Below are 26,857 nucleotides of genomic sequence, written 5' to 3'. Positions count from 1 at the left end.
GCGTGGCGCGCAAGTAGCTCAGTCATGAACACCTTGCGCACTGGTGGCAACGGATCTACGGTTGCGATGTATCGGGCCGATACATCGGGGTAGAACAAGGGAGGTGGCCGATGCTGGAACTGGCGATCCTCGGCCTCCTGCAGGAAACCCCCATGCACGGCTACGAGCTGCGTAAAGAGCTCGCCACCAAACTGGGCACGTTCCGCGCCGCGATCAGCTACGGCACCCTCTACCCGACGCTCAAGCGCCTGCAGACGGCCGGCTGGATCACCGAGTCCGAGTCGGATCCGTCGATCATCCCCCCGATGACCAGTCGGCGGGGCCGCGTTGTTTACAAGATCACTGCCGACGGCAAGGAGCGGTTCGCCGATCTGCTCGCCCAGGCCGGCCCCGAGACGTACGACGACGCCGGCTTCGGCGTTCACTTCGCGTTCTTCTCCCGGACCGACCGCGCCACCCGGCTGCGCATCCTGGAGGGGCGACGCCGGCGCGTCGAGGAAAGGCGGGAAGGCCTGCGCGATGTGCTCTCCCGCGCGGCCGGCCGGCTCGACGCGTACACCCTGGAACTGCAAAGACACGGACTCGACGCCGCCGAGCGCGAAGTCCGCTGGCTGGAAGAGCTCATCACGAATGAGCGTTCCGGCCGCGCCCCCGCCGGATCCATGGGAGAGATCGACCTCCCCGCGGACCCGGCCGAGGAGGCACCCCTCGAACCCCCGCGTCCGCACAAGGACCGGCCGTGATGAACAAGGAGGCAAACGCGATGGGCTCCGTCCGCGTCGCCATCGTCGGTGTGGGTAACTGCGCCTCGTCCCTCGTGCAGGGCGTGGAGTATTACAAGAACGCCGACCCCAACGACCGCGTCCCGGGTCTCATGCACGTGACCTTCGGCGACTACCACGTATCCGACGTGAAGTTCGTCGCGGCGTTCGATGTGGACGCCAAGAAGGTCGGCATGGACCTGAGCGAGGCGATTGTCGCCAGCGAGAACAACACCATCAAGCTGACCGACGTGCCGCCGACCGGCGTCACCGTCCAGCGTGGACCGACCTTCGACGGTCTGGGCACGTACTACCGCGAGATCATCGAGGAGTCGTCGGTCGAGGCCGTCGACGTCGTGCAGGCTCTGCGCGACGCCGAGGTCGACGTGGTCGTCTCCTACCTGCCGGTGGGCTCCGAGCAGGCCGACAAGTTCTACGCCCAGGCCGCGATCGACGCCGGCTGCGCCTTCGTCAACGCGCTGCCCGTCTTCATCGCCTCCGACCCGGCGTGGGCGCAGAAGTTCACCGACGCCGGCCTGCCGATCGTCGGCGACGACATCAAGAGCCAGGTCGGTGCCACCATCGTGCACCGCGCGCTGGCCAAGCTGTTCGAGGACCGCGGTGTCGAGCTGCTGCGCACGTACCAGCTCAACTTCGGCGGCAACATGGACTTCATGAACATGCTGGAGCGCAACCGCCTGGTCTCCAAGAAGATCTCGAAGACCCAGTCGGTGACCTCTCAGATCCCGCACGAGATGGTCAAGAGCGACGTGCACATCGGCCCGTCGGACCACGTGCCGTGGCTCGACGACCGCAAGTGGGCCTACATCCGGCTCGAGGGCCGCTCGTTCGGTGACACCCCGCTGAACGCCGAGCTCAAGCTCGAGGTGTGGGACTCGCCGAACTCGGCCGGTGTGATCATCGACGCCGTCCGCGCGGCCAAGATCGCCAAGGACCGGGGCGTCGGTGGCCCGATCCTCTCGGCCTCGTCGTACTTCATGAAGTCCCCGCCGGTGCAGTACAACGACCACGACGCCAAGGAGAGCGTCGAGGCGTTCATCCGCGGCGACATCGAGCGCTGATCGTCAGCTGATCGAGGCCGGGCCCGTACGGGGTCCGGCCTCGAAGCATGTCAGCCCCACAGCCGGGCGAGGGACACCCGCGCCTCGAGCTCGAGCAGTTGGCGTTTGCGGTCGATCCCGCCGCCGAAGCCGACCATCTTGCCGCCGGCGCCGACCACCCGGTGGCAGCCGACGATGACCGGGATCGGATTGTGGTTGCAGGCCGTGCCGACCGCCCGCGCGGCGCCCGGATCGCCCAGGGCGGTGGCGATCGCGCCGTACGTGATCATTTCGCCGTACGGAATCTTGGCGATCTCGCCCCAGACGGCGCGCTCGAACTCGGAGCCGCCACGCAGTTCGAACGGCACGGTGAAATCGGTCAGCTCACCGGCGAAATAGGCCTCGAGCTCGCGCACGGCCGGATGCGCCCCGGACGGCCCCGGCCGCGCCGCGAACCGCACCCCGACCACAGAATCGCCCTCGACGGCCACGCCGAGCGGCCCGATGGGCGAGTCGATGACGAACATGCACCCGATTCTGCTCCCCGGGTACGACAAGTTTCAGGACGGCAGGTGGCCGTTGTCGCGGGCCCACTTGAAGAGCTGGGCCTCGGCCTCGTCGCGGGTGAGCGGGCCGTGGTCGAGGCGCAGCTCTTTAAGGAAGCGCCAGGCCTGACCGACGATCGGGCCGGGCGGCACCCCGAGCAGTTCCATGATCGCGTTGCCGTCGAGGTCGGGGCGGACACGGGCGAGATCTTCCTCGGCCGCCAGCCGGGCGATCCGCTCCTCGAGCGCGTCGTAGTCGGCGGCGAGGTTGGCCGCCTTGCGCTTGTTGCGGGTGGTCACGTCGGAGCGGGTCAGCTTGTGCAGGCGGGTCAGCAGGGGACCGGCGTCGGTCACATAGCGGCGCACCGCCGAGTCGGTCCACTCACCCCGTCCGTACCCGTAGAAGCGCAGGTGCAGGCCGACCAGCTCGACCACGTCCGCGGTGACGTCCTTGGGGTATTTCATGGCCTTCATGCGCTGCTTGGTCAGGCGGGCGCCGACCACCTCGTGGTGGTGGAAGCTGACCCGGCCGTCGCGCCCGACCGCCTTGGTGGCCGGCTTGCCGATGTCATGCATCAGCGCGGCCATCCGCAGCACGAAGTCGGGGCCCTCGTCGCCCTCGAGCCGCATCGCGTTCTGCACGACGATCAGCGTGTGCTCGTAGACGTCCTTGTGCTGAGCGTGCTCGTCGATCTCGAGCTTGAGCCCGGACACCTCGGGGATGAACTGGTCACCGAGGCCGGTGTCGACCAGCAGGCGCAGGCCGGCGATCGGGTCGGCGCCGGTCATGAGCTTGGTGAACTCGTCGCGGATACGTTCCGCGGTGATCCGCTGCAGATCGGCGCACATGTCCCGCATGGCCGAAATGACCTTGTTATCCACAGTGAACTGCAGCTTGGAGGCGAACCGGGCGGCCCGCAGCATCCGAAGTGGATCATCACTGAACGACTGGGCGGGCGAGGCCGGCGTCCGGATCACCTTCGCGGTGAGATCCTCCAGACCGCCGTACGGGTCGGTGAAGACATGCCCGGGCAGGGACACCGCCATCGCGTTGATCGTGAAATCGCGTCGTTCGAGGTCGTCGAGCAGCGACGTGCCGTACTCGACCACCGGGTTGCGCGTCACCCCGTCGTACGCCTCGGCCCGGAACGTCGTGATCTCGAGGCGCAGGCCGTTCTTCTGCAACCCGATCGTGCCGAACTCGCGACCGGTCTCCCAGATCGCGTCGGCCCAGCCCTGCACGACCGCGAGGGTCTGCTCGGGGCGGGCGTCGGTGCAGAAGTCGAGATCGTCGCCGAGCCGGCCGAGCAGCGCGTCCCGCACCGACCCGCCGACCAGGTGCAACTCATGGCCGGCGGCGCCGAACCGGCGCCCCAGCTCGTCGGCGACGGGGGAGACCCGCAGCAGCTCGGCGACCGCGTTTCGCTGGGCGGTGTTCAACACAGACATGGGACAACCAGGGTATCGGCCGTGGCAGCAGGGGAGGTCAGCGGGCAGGATGGGCGGGTGCCCGTTCCCGAGGCGTTGCTCCGCCTGATCGAAAACCCTGATTTCTGGACCGGCGCGACCGGCGACGACCCCTCCGCCGAGCTGCGCGTGACCTTCCCCGTCATCGGCGGCTACGCGCTCGTGCTCGACCTCGACCCGGCCACCGGCGAGCGAACGCTCGGCCTGCGCGGTCCCGCCCACAGCGAGCCGGTCCAGCTCGCCTGGGCCCCCGGCGCCGGTGCCGGCCCGGCCGCTCTGCGCTGGTGGGAGCTCGATCTGTTCGCCCGGGTCATAGCCTGGGAAGACCCCACGCTGCCGCACCCGGGCCTGGTGGTCGCGCTGCTGTCGCCGTTCGCGCCGCCCACGCCGGACGACGACGAGCCCTCGATCGCCGCGATGCGCGAGGCGGCCTACCGCTCCCTGCGCCGCGATGTGCCGCCGGCCGAGCCGTCCGGTCCCGAGCAGGCGCCGTTGCCGCTGTTCACCAGCGACGACTGGTGGCCGACTCCCGCCGTGCTGTCGCCGCAGGTGCTCGACGAGGCGTCGATCGCCGAGCTCAGCCGACCGGACCGGGCGTATCAAGAGGTCCGTCACTCCTCGCGCTTCCCGCGTGAGCTTCTGGCCGATTTGGTACGACGGTCAGCCGCGCACCTGGAAGCGGTCTCCAGCGTCCAGTGGTACGCCGACACCCGTCCGATCGCCCGGCACATCCTGGACACCGGTGATCTTCGGCCCATTCCGGCCCTGCTCGGTGCGCTCACCGAGGCCGGCTGCGATCATCCGACGGTGCTCGACGCGCTGAGTGAGCCGCTGGTGCCGGCCGAGGCCTGCTGGATGGTCGAGACGCTGGCCGGGGCCGAACCGGGCACTCTGCTGCGGCACAGTCTGTGACGTCACCTCTATGGTGGCTGCAGTTCCGCACGATGCTCGGGAGGTTCGGTGAACGGCGGTATCTACCGCAGCGCGAACGCCGCGCCCGACGGTGAGCCACCGAGGTCGGAGGACGGCGTCTACCGCAGCGCCTACGCCGCGCCGGCCGGTGAGCCGCCGAGGCCGGAGGACGGTGTCACCCTGATCTCGGTCGACGCCCAGTTGCCCGGGGTGGCCGCGGTCGAGGATCAGGCCCTGCCGCCCGAGCAGCTGCCCCCGCCCGAGGAGCAGAGCACCACCAGCGCCAGCGCCATGATGGCAGTGGCCAGCTTCGTGAGCCGGATCATCGGCTTCGTCCGCAACGCCTTGATCGGCATCACCCTCGGGTCGTACATCGGCAGCGCCTTCACCAGCGCCCAGTTCCTGCCCGGCCAGATCTACGAGCTGCTGCTCGGCGGCATCCTCAGCAGTGTTCTCGTGCCGCTGCTGGTGCGCCGGCGCAAGTCCGACGCCGACGGCGGCCTGGAGTTCACCCGCAAGCTGCTCACCTTCGCCGTCGTGTCGCTCGGTATCGCGACGGTGCTGGTCGTGGTGGCCGCGCCGGCGATCACCTGGATCCAGGCCGGCAACGACAAACCGGCCTACAACGCGCTGGTCACCGATTTTGCGTACTGGATCCTGCCGATCATCTTCTTCACCGGCCTGTCCGCGATGATCGGCGCGGTGCTTAACACGCGCGGTCACTTCGCCGCGCCGACCTGGGCGCCGATCCTCAACAGCCTCGTGGTGATCGCCGCCTGCGGCGTCTTCATCGTCTCCTTCGGCACCGACAAGAACCTGCAGCCCGAGGATGTCTCGGGCCTGCAGATCGCGGTGATGGGCGGCGGCCTGCTGCTCGGCATGGTCGCGCAGGCGCTCGGCCTGCTGCCGGCGTTGCGCAAGGTCGGCTTCAGCTGGAAGTGGCGCTGGGACCCCCGCTCGCTGGGCCTGAGGGAAATCGGTCAGCTGGCGGGCTGGATGCTCTGCTACGTCGCCGCCAACCAGATCGCCGTCTTCGTGGTCGTGCGCATCCTCAACCGGGTCGCCGGTGAGGACAGCGCCAGCGTGCTCGCCTTCAACAACGTCTTCCTGCTGGTCACCATGGCGCACGGCATCATCGGCGTTTCGGTCATGACCGCTCTGTTGCCCAAGATGAGCGCGGCCGCCGCCGATGGCCGCCACGCCGAGGTGAGCGCCGACCTGAGCCGGGCCATCCGGCTCGTCACCGTCGCCCTGGCTCCGATCTCGGTGGTGTACGGCGTACTGGCCGCGCCGATCTCAGTCACGCTCTTCCAAGGCGGCGCCTTCGACAACGGCGATGCCCTGGCCACCGGCAAGGTGCTCGTGGTGGCTGCTTTCGCGGTGATCCCGCTGTCGATCAGCCAGCTCTGCACATACGCCTTCTATTCTCTGCAGGGCAACCGCACGGCTGCGTTGATCAACCTGCCGGTCGTGGCGGTCCGCATCGCTGCCTACTTCGTGCTCGCCGAGGTGCTCAAGGCTTCGCTGTCGGCGGCCGGCATGACGGCGGCCAACGCGATTTCGTACGCGGTGTCGGCGCTGATCTCGCTGGCGGTGCTCCGCCGCAAGATCGGCCGACTGAACCTGGGCTCGGTCGCCGTAGCGCTGATCAAGGTCGTGGTCGCGGCCGCGATCGCCGCCGCCCTCGGTCTGCTCGTCGTGCGCCTGCTGCCCGGGGCCGGGTCGCCGTCCGGCCGCGGCGAGGCGATCGTGCAGTTGATCGCCGGTGGCGCCGTGATTCTGCTGGCTTATCTGGGCGCCGCCCTCGCTCTGCGGGTCTCCGAAGTCAGCCAGGTGATCGGGATGGTGCGCCGCCGAATCGGCCGCTGACCAGCGGATTCGGCACGACACGGGGTCACGGTGGAACTACTCAGCGCGGCGATCATGCTTGCCGCGCCGGGGGGACGACCTGCCGCGGGATGGCCCCGTGCGGGTATGGTCGGTGTCGGCATGTGCTCTTCGCACGTCGCCATTCGCACCGAGCACGGCATTTGCAGCTAGCAACATCTGCACCTAGCACGGCGAACCGTGCGTGGAGCACCGAGGAGGACTGGTGACCCAGGTCGGCGAAGGCCACGAGACCGCGGCCGATGCGGACGGACCGGTCATGACTTTCGGTGCACCCACCGTCGGTGAGGTCCTGGCCGAGCGCTATCAACTCGAGGAACACGTCAACGACGACAGCGCCGGCCGGCAGGTCTGGCGCGGCATCGACGTCATCCTGCGCCGCCCGGTGGCCGTGGTGCTGCGCTACCCCGGCGGCGACTCGGCGGCCGAGATGCTGCAGGCCGCGGTCGACGCGAGCCGGGTCATCCACCCCAACCTGGTCGGCGTCTACGACGCGATCGACGAGGGTGCCCGCGCCTACGTCGTCCGCGAGTGGGTCGACGGCGAATCGCTGCGCGAGTTGGTGGCCACCGACGGCCCGCTCGACCCCGGCCGCGCCACCGCGATCGCCCACTCGATCGCCGACGCCCTGGCCGCGGTGCACGCCACCGGCATGGTGCACGGCAACGTCCACCCCGGCACGACGCTGATCGGCGACGACGGCCGGGTCGTGCTGGCCGACGCCCGCGCCGACTCGGCCGACAACGTCGAGGGCGACATCCGCGCGGTCGGCGGCATCCTCTACTTCGCTCTCACCGGCCACTGGCCGCACGCCGAGGTCGGCGGCTCCGCGCTGCCCGACGCCAACCGCGACGCCACCGGCGCCCCGGCCGCGCCCCGGCAGATCCGGGCCGGCATCCCGGCCTACCTCGACGACCTGACGATGGACCTGCTCGACTCGCGGGTCGCCGCACCCGAGGCTGACGCGCTGGCCGCCGAGCTGTCCCGCCTCGACGCCGCCGAAGAGGACTACGAGGACGTCGGCCCCCTGCGGTTCACGCAGAACACGTCGCCCGAACCCACCCGCAGCACGCCGAAGATCATCGTCGGCGTGGCCGCGCTCGTCGTCATCGCGATCATCGGCCTGGTCTTCGGCATCCGCGCGATCAGCTCGTCGGGCGACAACAAGCCGGCCAACACCACCCAGGCCGGCGCCGGCACCGACGCCCAGACGCCCACCGACGAGCAGACTCCCGCCCCCGCGCCCAAGAAGATCGCGCTGACGGCAGACATGGTGCGCATTGTCGACCCGCCGGACGGCAGCCGTGAGGACACCGGCGAGTCGAAGTACACCGTCGACGGCGACCCCGACACGGCCTGGGAGACCCAGCGCTTCAAGCAGGCCAACTTCGGCAACTTCAAGCCGGGCATGGGCGTGCTGGTCGACCTCGGCTCGGCCCGCAAGCTGTCCGAGATCCAGGTCGAGATGTCCCACCCGGGCGCCACGATGGACATTCGCACCGGCAACGACGACCCGGGCGACAACTCGGCGGGCGACGAGAAGATCATGCAGACCTTCAAGCGGCTCGGCGACAGCGAGACCAAGGCCGACGGCACTCGCGAGGTCTTCTCGGTCTTCAACCCCGACCAGACCTACCGCTACGTGCTGGTCTTCCTGACCAAGCTGCCCCCGGCCGACGAGGGCAGCGGGTTCAAGGTCAGCGTTCAAGAGATCGAGGTCTACGGCTACTGAGCGGCGGTCCCCCCGTCGCTCGCCTCGTCCGGTTAGATTGCTGGCGTGACTTCCGGGGACCTCTCGCCGAGCGACGCGGAGCTGTTGCGCGCCCACGTCGAGGGCGACAAGGAGGCGTTCGGCGAGCTGGTCCGCCGCCACCGTGAGCGGCTGTGGGCCGTTGCCCTGCGCACGATCGGCGACCGTGAAGAGGCCGCCGACGCGGTACAGGACGCTCTGCTCTCGGCCCACCGCAACGCCGCCCGGTTCCGGGGTGACTCGGCCGTCACCACGTGGCTGCACCGCATCGTGGTCAACGCCTCCCTCGACCGCATCCGCCGCCGCCAGGCCCACCCGACAGTGCCGCTGCCCGACGGCAGCCGTTCCGACGACCGGCCGGCCGGTGTGGAGCCGGCCGCGCCGGCCGTCGACCACGAGACGTCGATGGTGGTGCGGCAGGCGCTGGCCGATCTGCCGGCCGACCAGCGAGCGGCGATCGTGCTGGTCGACATCCAGGGATACCCGGTGGCCGAAGCGGCCGAGATCCTCGACGTGGCGGTCGGCACGATCAAGAGCCGGTGCGCCCGCGGCCGGGCCCGGATGGCGCTGGCGCTGGGTGATCTGCGGGGGAGAGACAGCGGTCACGTCGCCGGCGGGAACCAGGACGCCGCCGAAACCGTCCCATCCGGACCAGGTGCGGCGACGCCGCGACCCGATCGGCACGAGCGGAGGGATCAGAGGTGACCGGGGCCGAGTTCAGCGGGGTCGACATCGACCTGCTGGCGGACTACATCGGCGGCGCCCTCGAGGGCACCCCCGACGAGTCCGTGGTGGCCACGCTGATCGCCGAGAATCCCGAGTGGCGCGCGGCGTACGAGTCGCTGAGCGGTGGCGTGTCTCTCGTCCGGGCCGAGTTGGGCCGCCTCGAGCCCGAGCCGATGCCGGCCGACCTGGCCGCCCGGCTCGACGGCATGTTCAGCGCCCCGACGTTGACGCTGGTCAAGGGTGATGCCGCCGCGCCCGCGAAGCCGAGGAGCCGCAGCCGGCGCTGGGTGACCCCGATCGCGATCGCCGCCGGGTTCATCGCCTTCGTCGGGTTCGGCGCCGACTATCTCGCCGGCCGCAGCGGCCCGCAGACGGACGACACCGCCAGTTCCGCCGCCGGTTCGGCCGACCTGGCCCAGGCGCCGCAGATCTTGAACACCGGCACCGATTACTCCCGGGCCACCCTCTCCGCCGAGCCGCCTCAGCCCCTCGCGGCTCCCGCCGCACCCCGCTCCGCCGGGGCCTTCGGCGAGTCCGAGGCGAAGGAGCAGGATCGAAGCCAGATCGCCCTCGCCGATCCGGCCCTGGCCCGGCTGTCCGGGCAGGCCGCGCTCCAAGAGTGCTTCGAAGCGATCGAGCGGGAGAACCTGGGCGGCGTCATCGCCGTACAAACGGTGGATTTCGCCCGGTTTGACGGGGCATCCGCGGTGATCGTCCGGTTCACCGCGAGCAACGGCGGGTGGGCCTGGGCCGTCGGGGCCGACTGCGGCACGCGCGTCGCGGGCGCCGACACGCTCGACAAAGTGCCGGTACCCTGAACGACACCCCCAGAACACCCGCGTGAGGTCAGCCACGGCCGCGCAGGCGGGAATGGTGTGTGCCTAGCATGGCGTTCTAGCGTGCAGTGTCGCCGAGCGGATATCCCGGCGAAGAGCAGACTGAGGAGTCGGCAGTGGACGAGGTCCGTAATCTGATCATCATCGGTTCGGGACCGTCCGGGTACACCGCGGCGCTGTACGCCGCCCGGGCGAACCTCAAGCCGCTCGTGATCGAGGGCGTTCAGTCCGGCGGCGCCCTGATGACCACCACCGAGGTCGAGAACTTCCCCGGCTTCCGCGACGGGATCATGGGCCCCGAGCTCATGGACAACATGCGCGCCCAGGCCGAGCGCTTCGGCGCCGAGTTCCTGACCGACGACGTGACCCGCGTCGAGCTGGGCGACAAGCCCACCGAGGCCGGCACCGAGGGCCTCAAGACCGTCTGGGTCGGCGACAAGCAGTTCTTCGCCCGGGCCGTGATCCTCTCCACCGGTTCGGCCTGGCGGCCGCTGGGCGTTCCCGGCGAGCAGGAGCTGCTTGGCCACGGCGTCTCGTCCTGTGCCACCTGTGACGGCTTCTTCTTCCGCAACCACCACATCATCGTGGTCGGCGGCGGCGACTCCGCGATGGAAGAGGCGACCTTCCTCACCCGCTTCGCCGAGTCGGTGACGATCGTGCACCGCCGCGACTCGTTCCGGGCCAGCAAGGTGATGCAGCTGCGGGCACTGAACAACGAGAAGATCAAGGTCGAGTGGAACTCGGTGGTCGAAGAGATCCTGGGCCACGACGGCAAGGTCTCCGGCGCCCGCCTGCGCAACATCCAGACCGGTGAGGAGAAGGTTCTCGACGTCACCGGCGTGTTCGTGGCCATCGGTCACGACCCGCGCAGCGAGCTGTTCAAGGGCCAGGTCGAGCTCGACGACGAGGGGTACGTGAAGGTCGACCACCCGTCGACCCGCACCAACATCCCGGGCGTCTTCGCCGCCGGTGACCTGGTCGACCACACCTACCGGCAGGCCATCACCGCCGCCGGCACGGGCACCGCCGCGGCGCTGGACGCCGAGCGTTTCATCGCCTCATTCGTCGAGCTGTAAAGAGACGCGGCAAGAAGACCTGGAGGGTCGTAGTGGGAGTTGCAGGTAAGGCGGTCACCGACGCCACTTTTGTGAGCGACGTGCTGCAAGCGGACAAGCCGGTGCTGGTCGACTTCTGGGCGGAGTGGTGCGCGCCCTGCAAGAAGGTCGACCCGCTGCTGGCCGAGATCGCCAAAGAGATGGGCGACAAGGTGGAGATCGTCCAGGTCAACATCGACGAGAACCCGGAGACCACACGCGCGTACCGGGTGATGTCGGTCCCCACTCTGACGATCTTCAAGGGTGGTGAGCCGGTCAGCTCGGTCACCGGCGCCAAGCCCAAGAGCGCCCTGGTCAACTTCATCGAATCGGCCATCTGATATTCACCGCCGACGCCCCGCGCCCCTCGAGGATGCGGGGCGTCGGCGTGTGCGGAGTACTCTGCCCAGAGTCGTCCTTCGTTCCTAGGGAGTCGCGCGTGCGTTCCATCCGACGTGGAGACAGCGGCCCGGCCGTTGCCGAGATCCGATCGATCCTGGTCGGTCTCGAACTGCTCGAGTCCGCCGGGGATGTCTTCGACGACGCCATGGACACGGCCGTGCGGGCCTTCCAGCAGGGCCGTGGGCTCGGCGTGGACGGTCTGGTCGGCGACGAGACGTGGGGCGCGCTCGACGCCTCCCGGTGGCGGCTGGGCGCCCGGACGCTGTTCCACTCGGTGCCCGACGCATTGGTCGGCGAGGACGTCCGTACGTTGCAGGAACGCCTGCTCGAGATGGGCTTCGACTCCGGTCGCCCCGACTCGATCTACGGCCCCCGCACGGCCCGCGCGGTGGCCCAGTTCCAGCGTGAGGTCGGCCTGACCTCGGACGGCTCCTGCGGCCCGCAGACCATGAAGGCGCTGCGCCAGCTCGGTCGCAAGGTCGTCGGCGGCCGCCCGCAGTGGCTGCGCGAGGCCGAGGCGTTCCGCCAGGCCGGCACCAATCTGGTCGGCAAGACCATCGTGATCGACCCCGGCCACGGCGGCGGTGACGACCAGGGTGTCGTCGTGCCCGACGGCCCGCTGCGCTGGAGCGAGGCCGACCTCGTCTACGACCTGGCCAACCGCCTGGAGGGCCGGCTCGCCGCGGCCGGCATGCGGGTCCACCTCACCCGCGGGCCCAAGCCGGCCGAGTCGATCAGCAGCGCCGAGCGGGCCGGGCTGGCCAACAGCCTCGGCGCCGACCTGCTGATCTCGCTGCACCTCGACGGTCACGACAACGAGGTGGCCGACGGCGTGGCGACCTACCACTACGGCACCGGCAGCGGCCTGAGCTCGACGGTGGGGGAGAGGCTGGCCAATCTGGTCCAGCGCGAGATCGTGGTGCGCACCGGCATGCGTGACTGCCGGATCCACGCCAAGACGTGGGAGCTGCTGCGTCTGACCCGCATGCCCGCCGTACGGGTCGATCTGGGTTATCTCACCTCGCCGCTCGACCGCGACCGGCTGGTCAACCCGCTGTTCCGCGAGCAGATCGTCGAGGCCATCCTGGCCGCCGTGCAGCGCATGTACTACCCGGTCGAGGCCGACGTGCCCACCGGCTCGATCGACGTGCGCCAGCTGCGGATGGCCCTGTCGAGCAAGGGCTAATCAGCTCTCGACGCTGCGCGTTGCTGTGGCTGGACGCACCGGCCGCAGCAACGTCTCGGGGCTCATCGAACCGAGCAGCTTCTCCAATGCGTACTCGACGTCGGACTTCCACGACAAGGCAGTGCGCAGCTCGAGGCGCAGCCGGGGAAAGCGCGGGTGCGGGCGTACGGTCTTGAAGCCCACCGACAGGAAGAAGTCGACCGGGGCGACACAACCGGGCTGCTTCTCGTCGTCCGCCTCGCCGAACTTCGCGTCGCCGAACGCCTCGATCGCCTTCACCCCGCGCTTGGTCAGGTCGCGCGCGACGCCTTGGACGAGCATGCGGCCCAGCCCGCCGCCGGCGAACGAGGCCACCACGTGCGCGGTCATCAGCAGAGCGGCGTCGGCGCTGACCGGCGAGGTCGGGAAGGCCATCGAACGGGGGACGTAGGCCGGCGGGGCGTACATCACGAAACCGGCGGGCATGCCGTCGACGTAGGCCAGCTTTCCGCAGGAGCCCCACTCGAGCAGGGTCTGCGAGACCCACGCTTCTTTCTCGAGGCCCGGGTCGCCCGAGGCGCAGGCCCGTTCGGCCGCCACCGGGTCGAGTTCCCAGAAAACGCACTGGCTGCACGGCCGGGGCAGGTCGCCCAGCGTGTCCAGCGTGAGGTTGACCAGGCGTCGCGACACTGCATCCCCCTCGGCGTCATCGGGCCCAGCGCCCCGGGTGGGATCCTACGCCGCAATAGTCATGAACGGGACCAGCTCGGGCAAGGTGACTGGTTAACCGAGGGCTTCTGTCGTATCGCACGGCTACGATCGGACATCGGCACTCGGTCCCACCAACCGGCGAGGTGAAGCCGCATGACCGGCACTACCCAGGACGACTACACCGATCGGTACGCGCGTCGTGTGCGTGGCATGACCACCTCCGAAATTCGCGCACTGTTCGCAGTGGCCAGTCGTCCCGAGGTCGTGTCGCTGGCCGGCGGTTCGCCCTACATCGCCGCCCTGCCGCTCGACGCGGTGGGCGAGATGCTCAACAAACTCGCCGCCGAGCAGGGTGCCAACTCGCTTCAGTACGGCATCGGCCAGGGCACGGTCGACCTGCGCGAACGCATCTGCGAGGTCATGGCGCTGTCCGGCATCCATGGCGCCTCACCGGACGACGTGGTGGTCACCGTCGGCGGTCAGCAGGCGCTCGACCTGCTGGCCCGCCTGTTCCTCGACCCGGGTGACGTGGTTCTGGCCGAGGGTCCCAGTTACGTGGGCGCGCTCGGCGTCTTCCAGGCCGCCCAGGCCCAGGTCAAGCACGTGCCGATGGACGACGAGGGACTGATCCCGGCCGCCCTGGAAGAGGCGATCGCCGCCGTCGAGCGGTCCGGTCGCAAGGCCAAGTTCCTCTACACGATCCCGACGTTCCAGAATCCGGCCGGCGTCACGCTGACCGATGAGCGGCGCGAACAGGTGCTCGACATCTGCGAGCGCGCCGGCCTGCTGGTGGTCGAGGACGACCCGTACGGCATGTTGTCGTTCGAGTCCGAGGCGCCGCTGCCGATGCGGGCGCGCCGCCGTGAGGGTGTCTTCTACGTGAGCACGTTCTCCAAGACGTTCGCTCCCGGGCTGCGCGTCGGCTGGATTCTCGCGCCCCACGCCGTACGGGAAAAGCTTGTGATGATGAGCGAAGCCAACGTCCTGTGCCCGAGCGCGTTCGCGCAGGGCGCCGTGACGCAGTACCTGTCCACGATGCCGTGGCGGGAACAGATCAAGGTGTATCGCGAGATCTACCGCGAGCGGCGCGACGCCATGCTCACCTCGCTGCGCGACCTGATGCCGCCCGGCACCAGCTGGACGCACCCGACCGGCGGCCTGTTCGTGTGGGCGACGCTGCCCGAGGGCCTCGACTCCAAGGCGATGATGCCGCGCGCGATCGCCGCCCGCGTGGCGTATGTGCCCGGCACTGGTTTCTACGCCGACGGCACCGGCCGCAGCAACATGCGGCTCAACTTCTCGTTCTCCTCGCCCGAACGCATTCGCGAGGGCATCCGCCGGCTGTCCGGCGTGATGGAACAAGAGCTGGCGATGCGCGCGGTCTTCGGCCCGTCGATCGGCGGCTCGCACGCGCGCCGCCGGGGCACGGCCGCCGCGGATGCTCCCGGCCCCGACTTGGCATGATCTCTTCCATGAGTACGGTCTCCTCGGTGGGTGACGATGTGCGTGTGATGGTTCTGGCCGGTGGCCTCTCCTACGAGAGGGACGTCTCGCTGCGGTCGGGTCGTCGGGTGCTCGACGCGTTGCGCGCAGCCGGCCTCAGTGCCGAGATGCGCGACGCCGACGTGACTCTGCTGCCCTCGCTGCAGGAAGACCCGCCCGACGCGGTGGTGATCGCCCTGCACGGCGCCACAGGGGAGGACGGCTCGCTGCGGGGCGTGCTCGACCTGTGCGGTGTGCCCTACGTCGGCTGCGACGCCCGGGCGGCCCGCCTGGCCTGGGACAAGCCGTCGGCCAAGTCGATGCTGCGCGAGGCCGGCATCCCGACGCCCGACTGGGTGGCGCTGCCGCACGACCGCTTCTCCGAGCTGGGCGCGGTGGCCGTGCTCGACCGCATCGTCGACAGGCTGGGCCTGCCCCTGATGGTGAAGCCGGCCCAGGGCGGTTCCGGCCTGGGCGCCGCGGTGGTGCGCGAAGAGAGCGCCCTGCCCCCGGCGATGGTCGGTTGTTTCGCGTACGACTCGACGGCGCTGGTGGAGAAGTTCGTCCCCGGCATGGATGTGGCCGTCTCCATCGTCGACCTCGGCAGCGGCCCGCAGGCCCTGCCGATCGTCGAGATCGTCCCGCGCGACGGCGTCTACGACTACGCGGCGCGCTACACGGCCGGCTTGACCACCTGGCACACGCCGGCCCGGTTGTCGCCCGAGGTGGCGGCCCGGGTCTCCGAGACGGCGCTGGCCGCGCACAAGGCTCTGGGTCTGCGCGACCTCTCCCGGGTCGATCTGATCGTGGCCGAGGACGGTTCGCCCCAGGTGCTCGGCATCAACGTGTCGCCCGGCATGACCGAGACGTCGCTGCTGCCGCTGGCCGTGCAGGCCGCCGGCGAAGACTTGGGCCAGATCCTCAAGACGCTCGTCGAACGGGCCGTGGCCCGCACTTCTTAGGCGGCTTGATCACACGCGACCAAGTGCGTCGAGCCAGGCGTCCATGTTGTCGGCCAGCGCCCGCAGTCGGCGCCGGGTCGCCGCGATCTCGGTTCGCCCGATTTCCTCGTCCGCGCGGTGGTCGGCGTTGTAGTCCAGCCATCCGCCCAGCGCCGCCACCCACCCTCCGAACACCCACGGTTCCGCGGGGACAGCCACGCCGCTCCGCCGGCAGTAGGCCGCCACCGCGTCGGCGAACGCGTCGGTTCGGTCGGAGACTCGCCGATCTCCGTTCTGCCCGGCGGCTGAGACATCTGGCGCTTCTTTGCCTGGCGCTTCTTTGCCTGGCGCTTCTTTGCCTGGCCGCACGCCGGAGTCCGCCCTCGCATGCGGCACCCCACTCGCGCCGCGCTGCCGGTCGTCCTCCCCGTGCGGGCTGGGGTCGCCGGCTTCTGTGGCCGCCCAGTCGAGCGCGACTGCAACCGCTTCCTGAACGGCGCCAACCGGTCCAGCCGCGTCCCAGTCGAGCGCGAGAAGCGTGCCGTCCCCACGCCGGAGCGCGTTCTTCCGATCCAGATCCCGGTGGCTGTCAACGGTCAACATTTGAAGGGGAGCGGACCGCACCCGATCGGCCAGGCTGGCAATTTCCGCACCCCAGCGCCCGCCGTCCCAGCCGTGGTCCGCGAACTCTTCCCACCGAGGCGCACCGGCCGCGTGAATATCTGCCAGAAGCTCCGCCGCCTGCGCAGCCGCCGAGTCCGCCGCTCGCCCGTCAACCCACCGATGCACGCGGAAGAGCTCACCGTCCACCCGAACCAGGGCCCGGCCACTGCCGGGTTCAGCAATCGGCTCAGGCGTGGCCACCCCGGCGTTCCAAGCCCCAAGCTCAACCCGAAACGCACCCTCAACGTTGCCGATGAAGTCGGGCCGCTCGGCGTTGACGACCATCCGCTTAACAGCAAAGACCCCCGACGACGTCCGCACCTGCCACAGCTCATTGGACAGCCCGCCGGCCATCCTCACCGGCTTCGCCTCAAGCCGCCCCAACCCGAACCGACTCACGACAACCTCAAGGCCCATCGCCAGATCCTGATGCTCAACGCGATCCCACACCACCGGATTTACACCCGGCCGACGATCCGCCCAGCCCAACTCGGCTCACCCACTGCACCGGCTTAGCCCCGCCTCAGGGCGGCGACGGTCAGCCGGTTCGCGTCTCTGTTCGACGGGTTAGTGGCGGCCCTCGGTGCCGAGCTCGATAACGCTCGGCCCGCCCAGATCAACTCGGTCACCGGCGAGCGCAACACTGCGGCCCAGGTTCGAGGACTCCCGCAACTCGTCCGATCTCCTCCTGAGCCCCGCCTGATCCGCTGCGCCTGAGAGGTCCAGTTGTGCTCACCCCGGCTCGGTCCAGTGCCACTCGGTTCACTCGACTCGCCTGGTCTGCCTCACCTACGCGGCGTGGCTTGCTCAGCGCCACTTAGTGCGACTCGTCTCCTCCCGGCTCCGGGTCCTCGACCGTTCGCTCGAGCCGCTTCCGCTCGGTTCTGCTCAGCGGACTCGGATCGCTAGCGGGTCGGTCCTACCGGCTCGCTGCGGCCGGGTCCTGCTCTTTTCGTCATTCGCTCTGGATTGGATGGACAAAGTCCGCCCCAGTGCGGCGCGGTCCTGTCGTACACGGACCCGGCGCGGTCAAGTCCGGCTCGGCTAGGACCAGTTCGGTTCGGCATGGTCCACCGCCTCGGCACGGCCCGGCTTGACTCGACCTCGACTCGGTCCGGCTCACTCGGCCCAATCCAGCACCGTCCGATCGGCTGGGTCCTCGGTCGGCAGCCTGGCTCCTCGGCTCGGTCCGGCTTAACTCGGCCTAGGGACTGTCCTGCCGATCACGAGAGCTGCGGCGTGGCCCAGGTGGTGGCTGATTTCGGCCGCCACCTGACCTCGGATCGCTCCCGCGTGATCGGCAGGACAGTCCCTAGTCCAGTACGGTCCGATCGGCTCGGCCCTTGGCTCGGCAGTCCGGCCGGCTCGGCTCGGTCCGGCTCAGCCGGGGCGTGATCCGTGCCGGCGGATTTGGGCCCGGCTGCGCGACGTTGTCAGCCAGCGCGGACCGCACAGTTCTGTCCGGCAGGGTTCGGCCTGGCCGAACGCGACCAAGTACGGCGGGATGAGGGCGGTTGGCTCGACGATGCGGCCCGCTCGAATCGGTCCGTTGAGCACGGCGTGATCTGGCTCGGGCATAGGCCGGTCCAGCGGGACCCGGCCTAGCCCGACGCTAACTGCTCGGCTCGGTGCGCCTTTAAGTGATCGGCGTTGCGCCGGCGGAACGTCCGGGGTCATTGCCCCGGACGCCTCAGCAGGGCATCGCACCACCCGGACGCAAGCCTTTCTTAGGTGGTCGGCGCTTGAGCCTGAGTGGGGTTGGTGGTCGCCGCCGGTTGTTCTGGCGTTGTCGTGTTGGAGCGCTGAGCGGGGATGGAATCGGCGATGACTCCGCCTGTGTGGTGGCTACCTGGCTCGGCCACGAAGGCTGGGTGTTCGGCCTCGTCATTTGTCCGTGCGGCCCCAGGCGTCGAATGCGTGCGCTCGGGGGCGGTTGGGCGCGCTCGCTCGGAATGCGGCTCAGCGCCGTGGTTGGCAGTCGGTTGCGCGGGTTCTGCGTACGGCTCATCATTTGTCGCGGCGGATCGGTCGCTGGCGTAGTTGATGGTGGAGGGCGACTCCCACTGGATGTGCGGCGGCTCTGCGATAGCGGTGCCGCCGAAGTCGGCCAGCCAAGCCGCCACTAGGGCCAGGTTCTCCCGCCACTGCTGCTCTGGAATCGCGGGCAGGATGTCGTCCCACAACGTCAGGAAAGTGCCGCGCAGTTGAAGCCGGCCCTGCGGTCGGGCGAGGAACCACATGTGCAAGTGGGCCGAGCCGTCGCCCCAGCGATTCACGTGAACCCGAGCAACGCCATCAAGGGACCGAATCGCGCGCTCGAGGCGGACCGTCATCACGCCGAGCTCGGCCGCGAGAAGGTTGGGCAGGTCGCCGATGTCGAGGTGAGACCGGCACTCCAAGATGAGGACCATCGGCAGCCCAGTGGGCCGGTCCATGGCCCGTACTCGCCAGCGTTCACTCACCCAGATGTAGGCCTCGTCGGGCGTATTGCATGCGACGCAATCCGCCGCGTCCTCGCCGCTCCGAGGTGGCTCGACGGCGACGGGCGCAGCCAATGGCTTGACCCTCATATCGCCTTCGAAGGGGAACGACGGCCAGCGCGTGAAGTCGGGCAGCGGGGGGATGTTCTCGGCCACGACGGGAACCTTAGTCCAGCCCTGACCCCGTGTCCCGAGTCAATTTGGCGGCAACTGATCCATCCACGGACCCCACCCCCACTCTTGGGTCGACGTAGATCAACGTCACCGTCTGTGGACATCCCCACACGCCGAAAGTTATCCACAGAAGTTATCCACAGGGCCCCCAGTTTCACGTGAAACACGACGTCGCAGGCTTGCGCACCCTGTGGATACTGCGGTCGCCCCCGCAGACCACATCAACGCCGTTTCACGTGAAACAGCCGCATCAGGTTTCTCAACAGCCGTTACCCACACCCTGTGGATAACTGCACCGTGCCCTAAGCGCCATCACGGCGCCGCTCCGAAGCCAGTACCTGCGTTCTCAGACTTCACGGTCGCCATTGGCATCCGTCGCCCTTAACGACCGTGAAGCCATGATTGACGAGCCGTCATCGCCTACAAGACCACCGGCCGCGCCGCTTGCCTAATCGACCTCTTAGGCGAGCATCCGTCGCGTTCTTAGGGGAGCGTCCGTCGCGGCTCAGCCGTGCGACGTGTGGTGACTCTCGTGCGCCGGCCGAAGGCAAGACCAATCAAGATGGCAGAGTCCACCACGATGCCAGCTTGTTCTACAACGAGCGCACATTGGATGACGTGAGTCGCCTGTCGCTCTGGTGCGATGCTCGCACAACCTGCCCTCCATAGCGCCCCGAGCTCATGTGCTTGGGAACGCGCCAATGCGGATAGATGATCAATCACGGCGCCGCTTAGACGGTGGTTGCCGCATACCTCACCGTGCGCCATGTCTGGCAGACAACCTCTACTCGGGGCCATGCTGTCAGGGTCACCCCTTAGTTCCGTGCATGCAGGACAGCGACCAATGGCTCGAAGGCACCCTTGGCGTGCCGCAACGGCTCTACGCGCGTCGCGCCAGGTTTGCACCAGCAGCATCGCGTAAGTGACCCGACTCCCCGCTCAAGCAGATACGGGAGCGGCTCGCCATAGTTGAGGTCCCACCTACTTCGCCGGCACACGAACCCAGCAGTGTAATCCCAGAAAGCTGGCCGCAACACTCAGGCAGAAGACGCACAGCCACCCACAGAAGGTCGGCTCGCTGGTCGTAGCGCTCCTCCTCAGCGAGCTTTCGGCTTCGCAGACGCGCGCCAGAACGAGCTAGCGTGCCCATCGAATCTCATGCGAACGGAGAACTCAGGTCACAGCCGACTCATGGCGCTGACCGAACACCAGGGCCTGGATCAGCATCAAACGGCTCGGTGGCTCCAGCCTCGGGCTCTCACCGATCATCTGATCATGGGTGAGGACGCTTCGAGCCTCTGTCAGCGGCGGCCTCGATCTCTCGTTCCAGACGAGTCGTCAACGGTGTGAGGCGACGCAGATGCGCATGAGCGTCAGAGCCAAAGGCTGACGGTTCAGGGCGAAAGCCGTGGGGCCTCGACGCGTTCACTGTCGAGTGTCGGCCGTCGCATCAAGCGTTGTATGACTTAGCCATTACGGGCCATCTCGATGATGCGGCCCGCGTGGCAGATCGCGGTGTCGGGCAGTCGGATCGAAGCAGCGACAGGGGAGACGCCATCCGTAAAGGGACAGTAGCGAGCAGCGAGCATGGCCTCCGCCGGACGGGGTTCCAACGGCTACATGGCTGTGCCGGCGACGGCTAGGCGGATATGGCGTATGACGGCTGGACAGCTAGAGCGACCGACGGTCATGCCGACCAACGGCTCAACGACGACAGCGGCCGACCACCATCGCGGCTCACGACCATGACGGTTTGACGACTGTGCCGGCTGATGACCGTGGCGGCTGAAAACCGTACCGGCTGACGACGACGGCGGCTGACGACTACGGCGGCTGACGACCGTACCGCCTGACGACCGTGCCGGCTGACGACCGTGCCGGCTGACGACCGTGCCGGCTAGCGACCATGGCGGAAGCATTGACGGCAACGGCTAAATCGGCCGCTGCGGCGCGCGACGACCGACTGTGGCAAGCACCGGCGGCCATGGCGCCTGAAAAGCTAGGCGATCGTGGCGTACAGTCTGCGATGCGCGACGGCTTGCAGTTGCAGCCTCAGCATGCGAGACGGCAGCTATCGCGAGCGACCGTCATGGACGGTTAGGGCAGGCACGGTAGCTGGCGCCTTGTTTGACTCCACCGCAGCCGTGACGTGGAAGCCTGCTGAATGGCGACGGTGGCATAGCAATGAGCAATGGAGTCGGCGTCGGCGATGAGGCACGGTGGACGGGTGCAGCGGGGAGCACCAAGAGACTAGAGGACCTACCGTGAGCGAGACAGTGATTGAGTCGGCCGGTAATGCGACTGCACGTTGATCGCTCCGGACAAGCCGACAAGCGACTGTAGGGCGGATCGCCGCAGCGATAGCGCCGCTATCCAGACCTTGAATGACCCACCGGCTTTAGCCACCGTTGCGCAGTCGCGTCCTTGTTGAGGGTGACTGGTCAGGTCGGTGAAGCATAGTGCCGCAGGCGTTTGGCTGTGGTGCACGTTGCTGGCCACACCGCGATGCCTACATTCTGAGCCGGGTAGTCATGCTCGCCTGTGGCTCATCAATGTCGCGTGGACGTCTTCGAAGTAGGGCAGTCGGAGGCTGAGCCTCGCTAGGCCCTTTAGCTTGAAGGGTTGGCAGCGCCCATAGTCCGGGGCGTCGATCCAACACCGAGCAGTCTCCGTTCGAAGCGGTATCTCGTGCTCTCGACCCGGCCCTGAACTAGTCGCCTCCGTGGCGCTTGCCGGCGTCATCGCATTTGCGGCGTCTCCCAAGAGGTTGCCTTTTAGAGCTGGATCTGTCGTGTTCCGAGATTCGCCTTACTGGCGTCTGGACCAGAGGCTCCAAGGTCTCTAAGGCCGAAGCCGACGGCTGGCAATGACTTCTGCCGCTCCGCCGCACCACATTGGGTGGGTGGAGTTAGAAGGCAAAGGGACCGCGTTTCACGTGAAACGGCTCCCGGCTCCCGGCTCCCGGCTCCCGGCTCCCGGCTCCCGGCTCCCGGCTCCCGGCTCCCGGCTCCGAGGGATCTTAGACTGGTCGTTTCACGTGAAACGATTGGGCTGCTGATCTTCTATCGTGTCGCGTCTTCTACCGTGTCGCGAGTTCTGGTCGGGTGGCAGTCGCGGTTACACCGCTCGTCGTGGTTGACAACTGCAGATGAGGGCGGACTATCTCCTGGGAGTCCATGACTGCTGTTTCACGTGAAACGACTACCTGTGGTCTGCCCTCGACTGGGACGCGTAGGCGTCGGCGCCAATGGTCGCCTCCGGATCTGGCACTGGACTTGGACTGCGGCCGGGATCCAGTTAGTAGACGCCAGGGCTAAGTGCGAGCCTGAAGGGCCGACTGAGTCATTTGAAGTCGGGTAGTTAGTCGCTGGCGGACATCGCGGGGAAGCCGACTTCCTGATCCGCCGGTTCACGTGCTGGCCATACAGCACGACGGCAACCCCCCAGGCACTCAGATCGCTCCGCGGAGTAGCACCGACAAGCGATCTATCTGCCGCCTCCTCGCGCAGGAACGGGTGCTGATCGGCGCACTGGCTCGAGATGCCGGTGTTGGAGTCGTTGATTGTTCCACGTGAAACTCAGGTCCCGACTGCCTAATCATCGCCTCCTAATGGAGGGCAGACGCTTGAAGAGGATTGAACGGCTGCACACTTCGACAGTGGGTGGTCTAGGTGGCTCGGTCTCTCGGCCGCCGGTGCCCTTCGACGAACGGCAGTGCCCGCCAGGCCTCGGTGATGCCTCCGACTCAGCAGGTACAGACTTTGCAGTGCTACTGCCTCGGCGCAATGGGCTCGGGTCCCATGAGCTGTCCACCATGTTGCCCTGTCGGCCAGTGCGACCCACTTCGGCGGCGCCTGTGCAACGCCGCTGTAAGCATGGGCGAGCGGGGGGGGTGCTGCGGGAATCGGCCGGCTCTGCTTGGCAATGACGGACGCTTCAGCTCTTTGGTCGTACGACACGTCGCCCTTGCAAGAAGCTCTAGGAGCATGACGGAGCTTTCTCTCGGCCTCTAATTCGACTTGGCTTCGGCCGACTCCTTAGCGCGAGCGGATTGGAGAGGCGGAAGATTTCAGCGCGCCGATTTTCGAAGTCGTGGACAGCTGCCCAGCCATGCCACTCGTTGTTCCACGTGAAACGGCTTGCCTCCATCGCCCTGCCGCATGATGTACCGCCCTGACGGCAAGAGGGGCGATCGGCTAGCGCTTGTTTCACGTGAAACGCTGCTACGCACCGACACGGACCGCCAGGCTCAAGCAACGCGGCCGGTGCCGGCCGCCGAGCGGACCAAGCGCACAGCGAAAACAACTAGCGGTACGGCGGTGCTGAATCCTCCCAGCTGGCCTGGCGCTCATCGTCGGAGCGGACGCAGTGGTCTAGCACCATCCGAGTTGGCATACAGTCCTTCACACGAGGTGGCGTGCGTCAGTGATGGATGACAGCCGGATGCTGAGCCGGCGGGTATTCGAACAGGATGGACGACACGCACTAGACCCAGCGTTCGCGCGCCACTGCGCCGCCCTGACCGCTACGACATAGCCAAGGTGATTCTTGTGTTGTCGGGCGACTGAATAGCAGACCTGTAGGCGGCATCTGTCGCACTCGGCCGGCGGGTACCACGGATCTTCGGCGCCAGAACTACTCAGCTACGCGTGACGGCCTCGGCCTCAAGACTCCTTCCTGAGCACCGAGATTGACCTCATCCGCATCGCCAACACCTGCTGAAGGCGGCGGCGATACACCGTTGTATAACCGAGACTGTTCAGTCGAGTGGCACCGGTAGTGATGCCATTAGGGGCGGCAAGTCCCGCTGCGGGCCAGGGCAGCACGGTGCTGGCTGATTCGCTCGGCAGCACCGCCTGGAGAGAGTTCGTGATCCAGCTAGAAGCTGGCACCGATGGCAAGTGCGTTTCGCCGATGGACACGAGCAAGCTTGGTGCCCGCACGGCACGATGCTGGCCCAGGGGCGGCGGCCACACGCCCTTGCTTAGTGCGCCGCCCCGGACAGTCCGGTTCTGCAAGCGGCGGAGGGCCATCCTGATCTAATCGAACGTTGGGTACATCTAGCAATGTAAAGATCCACCGTCACACTGCACCAACGGTGCAACGTAGGTACAAAGGAACACGGTGCTTGAGTCCGCCGTCATTTTCAGGAACGTGGAGTTTGAGCCAACGCATCACGGCGGCCTCTCGCGGCTCCGGATCGCCGCAGGACGCAAAACGGATCGAATCGGGCGTTAGATTTGCCTGATCATCGACTGGAGCTCGGTTTCAAAACCTCAGGAGAATGGCTCTGACAGAAGCCGAAATGGGGCTAAACGGCGGTGGCCCTCCGATTAATCGCGAAGATAGTCGATGCATAAGAAGACCTGGATGACAAGAACGGGGGCACGCGATAAGTCGCGTGCCCCCGTTGCGTTTGTTCGGCGGGCTACTCTTCGCCGTCTGTGTTGGCGCCCTCTTCGTCGACGCCGATCATGCCTACTATGCGCTCGAGGTCGTCCACGGTGGCGAACTCGATTGTGATCTTGCCCTTGTTGCGGCCGATGTCGACCTTCACTCGAGTGTCGAAGCGGTCGGACAAACGCTCGGCCAAGTCGTTGAGGGCCGGCGCGTGCACCTTCGGGCGGCGTGAGGGTGCGGCCTTCTTGGCCGGTCCGTCGGCGATGGCCAGCGACACCAGTTCCTCGGTGGCCCGTACGGAGAGACCCTCCGCGACGATCCGGAGCGCGAGCTTCTCCTGGGCGTCGCTGTCGTCCAAGCCCAGCAGCGCGCGAGCGTGGCCGGCCGACAAGACGCCGGCGGCTACCCGCCGCTGCACCGGAGCCGGCAGGTTCAGCAGCCGGATGGTGTTGGAGATCTGCGGCCGGCTGCGGCCGATCCGCTTCGCCAGCTCTTCGTGGGTGGCGCCGAACTCTTCGAGCAGCTGCTGGTACGCAGCCGCCTCTTCCAGCGGGTTCAGGTTGGCGCGGTGGATGTTCTCGAGCAGCGCGTCGCGGAGCATGGCGTCGTCGCGGGTTTCGCGCACGATCGCGGGGATCGTCTCGCGGCCGACGGCCTGGGCGGCCCGCCAGCGGCGCTCACCCATGACGAGCTCGTATCGACCCTCGCCGAGCTCGCGGACGACGATCGGCTGCAGGAAGCCGACCTCTTGGATCGAGGTTTTGAGCTCGTCGAGCGCTTCCTCGTCGAAGACGTGCCGCGGCTGTTTCGCGTTCGGCTCGATCGAGGTGACCGCGATCTCGGCGAAGCGGGCGCCCGGGACCGGAGCGAGTTCGTCGGCCGGCGGCGCAGGTGCGGGCGAAGGCTCGACCGACTCGACCGGGGGAGCGGGCGCAGGCGACGGAGCCGGCGGCGCCGCGGGCACCGGCGCGGCAGCGGCAGGCGCCTCGGGGGCGGCAGCCGGTGCCGTCGGGATCAAGGCACCGAGGCCCCGACCCAACCCGCCCCGGGGACGGTTCTTCATGCGGTGCCTCCCGTGTTGACCCCACGCATCGCGATCTCCAGGGCGGCCTCGAAGTAGCTGGTCGCGCCCCGTGAACCCGGATCGTAGGTCATCACGGACTGCCCGTAGCTAGGAGCCTCCGAAACACGCACGTTTCGGGGGATGACGGCGTTGAGCACCTTGGTCCCGAAGTGGTTCCGCACGTCCTGCTCGACCGCGTCGGCCAGGCGCGTGCGGCGGTCGTACATGGTCAGCAGGATCGTCGAAACGTCCAGCGTCGGGTTCAGGTGCTGGCGGACGAGGTTGATGTTGTTGATCAGCTGGTTCAGACCCTCGAGCGCGTAGTACTCGCACTGAATGGGGATGAGCACTTCCTGCGCCGCGCACAGGGCGTTGACCGTCAGCAGGCCGAGTGACGGCGGGCAGTCGATGAAGACGTAGTCGAACTGCTCGGGGTGCGCCGCGATGGCCCGGGCCAGCCGGGACTCGCGAGCGACCACCGAGACCAGCTCAATTTCCGCACCGGCGAGGTCGATCGTCGCCGGCACGCACCACAGGTTCGGGATACCTTCGACCGGCTGGGCCACCTCAGACAGCGGCACGTTGTCGATCAGGCAGTCGTACACGTCCGGCACGCCGGCGTGGTGAGGCACGTTGAGGCCGGTTGACGCGTTTCCTTGCGGGTCGAGGTCGACCACGAGGACGCGGTTGCCGTGCAGCGCCAGGGCCACGGCAAGGTTCACGGTCGTGGTGGTCTTACCGACGCCGCCCTTCTGGTTCGCGACGCAGAGCACCCTCGGGTGGTCCGGACGCGGCATGGTGATCTCGCCGCTCGGGTTGAGGATCTGCACAGCTCGCAACGCTTCCATGGCTAGGGGTGGATCGTCTTCATCCCGGCTCGGCGTTTCACGTGAAACATGCTCGTCCGGTCCCAACGGAGCATCAACAGGGGACACGGGGCTACCCGATATGGGCGACGCCGATACGGGAGCGGCCGAAACCGCTGGCGGAGCCGATCGAGGCGCCGGCGCTACCCGCGTTTCCTCCGGACCTGCCTGCTGAGCCGGGGATCCGTAAATCTGGCCGCCGCCAGGATAGCTACTGCCTGCGCGTGGCGCGGGCACGCCCTGTTCGCCGGTGTTCAATGCGCCACTATGGCCGCTCGAGCCCGCTCCGGACGCGCGATTGCGGTCGAGAGATGACTCGGTTTCACGTGAAACACCGTACTCATGCACCGTTTTATCCCTGTTATTGAGGAACGGGTCGGTCGGCGACACCTGCGTTCCGGCGACAGAGGGCCGGTCCAGACTATCGACGCCCGGCAAGCCTACGGTGGTCGGGCGTGCGTCGCCATGCCC

Annotated in this window: 19 protein-coding genes; 12 read left to right on the top strand and 7 right to left on the bottom strand. The window is 67.9% G+C overall.

Features of this window, described 5'->3' with window-relative positions; genetic code table 11:
• Positions 1–110: 110 nt before the first annotated feature.
• Positions 111–743, top strand: coding sequence for a PadR family transcriptional regulator (locus tag OWR29_RS38765; RefSeq protein ID WP_267568492.1), 633 nt, complete (start codon positions 111–113; stop codon positions 741–743).
• 20 nt (positions 744–763) lie between these two features.
• The gene (locus OWR29_RS38760) at positions 764–1,843 is read left to right on the top strand and encodes an inositol-3-phosphate synthase (protein WP_267568538.1); all 1,080 of its coding nucleotides are present in this window, start codon (positions 764–766) and stop codon (positions 1,841–1,843) included.
• A gap of 50 nt (positions 1,844–1,893) precedes the next feature.
• On the opposite strand, the gene OWR29_RS38755 is transcribed toward OWR29_RS38760, so the two are convergent.
• Together OWR29_RS38755 and OWR29_RS38750 are read right to left on the bottom strand one after the other, a co-directional pair.
• Complete coding sequence (locus OWR29_RS38755) at positions 1,894–2,349, bottom strand: methylated-DNA--[protein]-cysteine S-methyltransferase (RefSeq protein WP_267568491.1); 456 nt, start codon at positions 2,347–2,349, stop codon at positions 1,894–1,896.
• A 33-nt stretch (positions 2,350–2,382) separates the two neighbouring features.
• Positions 2,383–3,816, bottom strand: a complete 1,434-nt coding sequence (locus OWR29_RS38750; RefSeq protein ID WP_267568489.1) for a CCA tRNA nucleotidyltransferase — start codon at positions 3,814–3,816, stop codon at positions 2,383–2,385.
• Positions 3,817–3,837: 21 nt separating this feature from the next.
• Between OWR29_RS38750 and OWR29_RS38745 the strand changes: the two genes are divergently transcribed.
• From OWR29_RS38745 to OWR29_RS38710, 8 genes are all read left to right on the top strand, one after another.
• Entirely contained in the window at positions 3,838–4,746 is a 909-nt protein-coding gene (locus OWR29_RS38745) for a hypothetical protein (RefSeq protein ID WP_267568488.1), read from the top strand.
• 48 nt (positions 4,747–4,794) lie between these two features.
• A complete protein-coding gene (murJ, locus tag OWR29_RS38740) occupies positions 4,795–6,615 on the top strand; it encodes a murein biosynthesis integral membrane protein MurJ (protein WP_267568487.1) in 1,821 nt (606 codons plus the stop codon).
• A gap of 277 nt (positions 6,616–6,892) precedes the next feature.
• Complete coding sequence (locus OWR29_RS38735) at positions 6,893–8,365, top strand: protein kinase family protein (protein ID WP_267568486.1); 1,473 nt, start codon at positions 6,893–6,895, stop codon at positions 8,363–8,365.
• A 45-nt stretch (positions 8,366–8,410) separates the two neighbouring features.
• Positions 8,411–9,088, top strand: coding sequence for an RNA polymerase sigma factor SigM (sigM, locus tag OWR29_RS38730; RefSeq protein WP_267568484.1), 678 nt, complete (start codon positions 8,411–8,413; stop codon positions 9,086–9,088).
• Positions 9,085–9,927 (top strand): RsmA family anti-sigma factor, encoded by an 843-nt coding sequence (locus OWR29_RS38725; RefSeq protein WP_267568483.1) that lies wholly within the window; start codon positions 9,085–9,087, stop codon positions 9,925–9,927. The genes sigM and OWR29_RS38725 overlap by 4 nt, the downstream gene beginning before the upstream one ends.
• Positions 9,928–10,061: 134 nt before the next feature.
• Positions 10,062–11,021: a thioredoxin-disulfide reductase gene (gene trxB, locus OWR29_RS38720; RefSeq protein WP_267568482.1), complete on the top strand. Its 960-nt coding sequence runs from the start codon at positions 10,062–10,064 to the stop codon at positions 11,019–11,021.
• 32 nt (positions 11,022–11,053) lie between these two features.
• Positions 11,054–11,380: a thioredoxin gene (trxA, locus tag OWR29_RS38715; protein ID WP_267568481.1), complete on the top strand. Its 327-nt coding sequence runs from the start codon at positions 11,054–11,056 to the stop codon at positions 11,378–11,380.
• Positions 11,381–11,478: 98 nt separating this feature from the next.
• The gene (locus OWR29_RS38710) at positions 11,479–12,627 is read left to right on the top strand and encodes an N-acetylmuramoyl-L-alanine amidase (protein ID WP_267568480.1); all 1,149 of its coding nucleotides are present in this window, start codon (positions 11,479–11,481) and stop codon (positions 12,625–12,627) included.
• On the opposite strand, the gene OWR29_RS38705 is transcribed toward OWR29_RS38710, so the two are convergent.
• Complete coding sequence (locus OWR29_RS38705; protein WP_267568479.1) at positions 12,628–13,296, bottom strand: GNAT family N-acetyltransferase; 669 nt, start codon at positions 13,294–13,296, stop codon at positions 12,628–12,630. It lies immediately after the preceding gene.
• 174 nt (positions 13,297–13,470) lie between these two features.
• Between OWR29_RS38705 and OWR29_RS38700 the strand changes: the two genes are divergently transcribed.
• Together OWR29_RS38700 and OWR29_RS38695 are read left to right on the top strand one after the other, a co-directional pair.
• A complete protein-coding gene (locus tag OWR29_RS38700; RefSeq protein WP_267568478.1) occupies positions 13,471–14,781 on the top strand; it encodes an aminotransferase-like domain-containing protein in 1,311 nt (436 codons plus the stop codon).
• Positions 14,782–14,789: 8 nt separating this feature from the next.
• Positions 14,790–15,761 carry a D-alanine--D-alanine ligase family protein gene (locus OWR29_RS38695; protein WP_267568477.1) on the top strand — a complete coding sequence of 324 codons (972 nt, stop codon included), beginning with the start codon at positions 14,790–14,792 and terminating at the stop codon, positions 15,759–15,761.
• 9 nt (positions 15,762–15,770) lie between these two features.
• On the opposite strand, the gene OWR29_RS38690 is transcribed toward OWR29_RS38695, so the two are convergent.
• The 4 genes from OWR29_RS38690 to OWR29_RS48090 form a co-directional block, all read right to left on the bottom strand.
• Positions 15,771–16,856, bottom strand: coding sequence for an aminoglycoside phosphotransferase/kinase family protein (locus OWR29_RS38690; protein WP_267568476.1), 1,086 nt, complete (start codon positions 16,854–16,856; stop codon positions 15,771–15,773).
• Between the two features lie 1,274 nt (positions 16,857–18,130).
• Positions 18,131–19,018, bottom strand: a complete 888-nt coding sequence (locus OWR29_RS38685) for a hypothetical protein (RefSeq protein ID WP_267568535.1) — start codon at positions 19,016–19,018, stop codon at positions 18,131–18,133.
• A gap of 5,467 nt (positions 19,019–24,485) precedes the next feature.
• Positions 24,486–25,520 (bottom strand): ParB/RepB/Spo0J family partition protein, encoded by a 1,035-nt coding sequence (locus OWR29_RS38680; protein WP_267568474.1) that lies wholly within the window; start codon positions 25,518–25,520, stop codon positions 24,486–24,488.
• Complete coding sequence (locus OWR29_RS48090; RefSeq protein WP_438872713.1) at positions 25,517–26,470, bottom strand: ParA family protein; 954 nt, start codon at positions 26,468–26,470, stop codon at positions 25,517–25,519. The genes OWR29_RS38680 and OWR29_RS48090 overlap by 4 nt, the downstream gene beginning before the upstream one ends.
• Positions 26,471–26,857: the final 387 nt, after the last annotated feature.

This window comes from Paractinoplanes pyxinae (assembly GCF_026626335.1).
Taxonomy (GTDB): domain Bacteria; phylum Actinomycetota; class Actinomycetes; order Mycobacteriales; family Micromonosporaceae; genus Actinoplanes; species Actinoplanes pyxinae.
The sequence above is the reverse complement of the archived record's forward strand: the minus strand, read 5'-3'. Positions and strand labels throughout refer to the sequence as shown.

What these genes read in the sequence shown, in the direction of transcription:
- OWR29_RS38765 (WP_267568492.1), top strand. Translation starts at nt 111, where the DNA reads ATGCTGGAACTGGCGATCCTCGGCCTCCTGCAGGAAACCCCCATGCAC.
- OWR29_RS38760 (WP_267568538.1), top strand. Translation starts at nt 764, where the DNA reads ATGGGCTCCGTCCGCGTCGCCATCGTCGGTGTGGGTAACTGCGCCTCG.
- OWR29_RS38755 (WP_267568491.1), bottom strand. Translation starts at nt 2,349, where the DNA reads ATGTTCGTCATCGACTCGCCCATCGGGCCGCTCGGCGTGGCCGTCGAG.
- OWR29_RS38750 (WP_267568489.1), bottom strand. Translation starts at nt 3,816, where the DNA reads ATGTCTGTGTTGAACACCGCCCAGCGAAACGCGGTCGCCGAGCTGCTG.
- OWR29_RS38735 (WP_267568486.1), top strand. Translation starts at nt 6,893, where the DNA reads ATGACTTTCGGTGCACCCACCGTCGGTGAGGTCCTGGCCGAGCGCTAT.
- OWR29_RS38700 (WP_267568478.1), top strand. Translation starts at nt 13,471, where the DNA reads ATGACCGGCACTACCCAGGACGACTACACCGATCGGTACGCGCGTCGT.
- OWR29_RS38695 (WP_267568477.1), top strand. Translation starts at nt 14,790, where the DNA reads ATGAGTACGGTCTCCTCGGTGGGTGACGATGTGCGTGTGATGGTTCTG.
- OWR29_RS38680 (WP_267568474.1), bottom strand. Translation starts at nt 25,520, where the DNA reads ATGAAGAACCGTCCCCGGGGCGGGTTGGGTCGGGGCCTCGGTGCCTTG.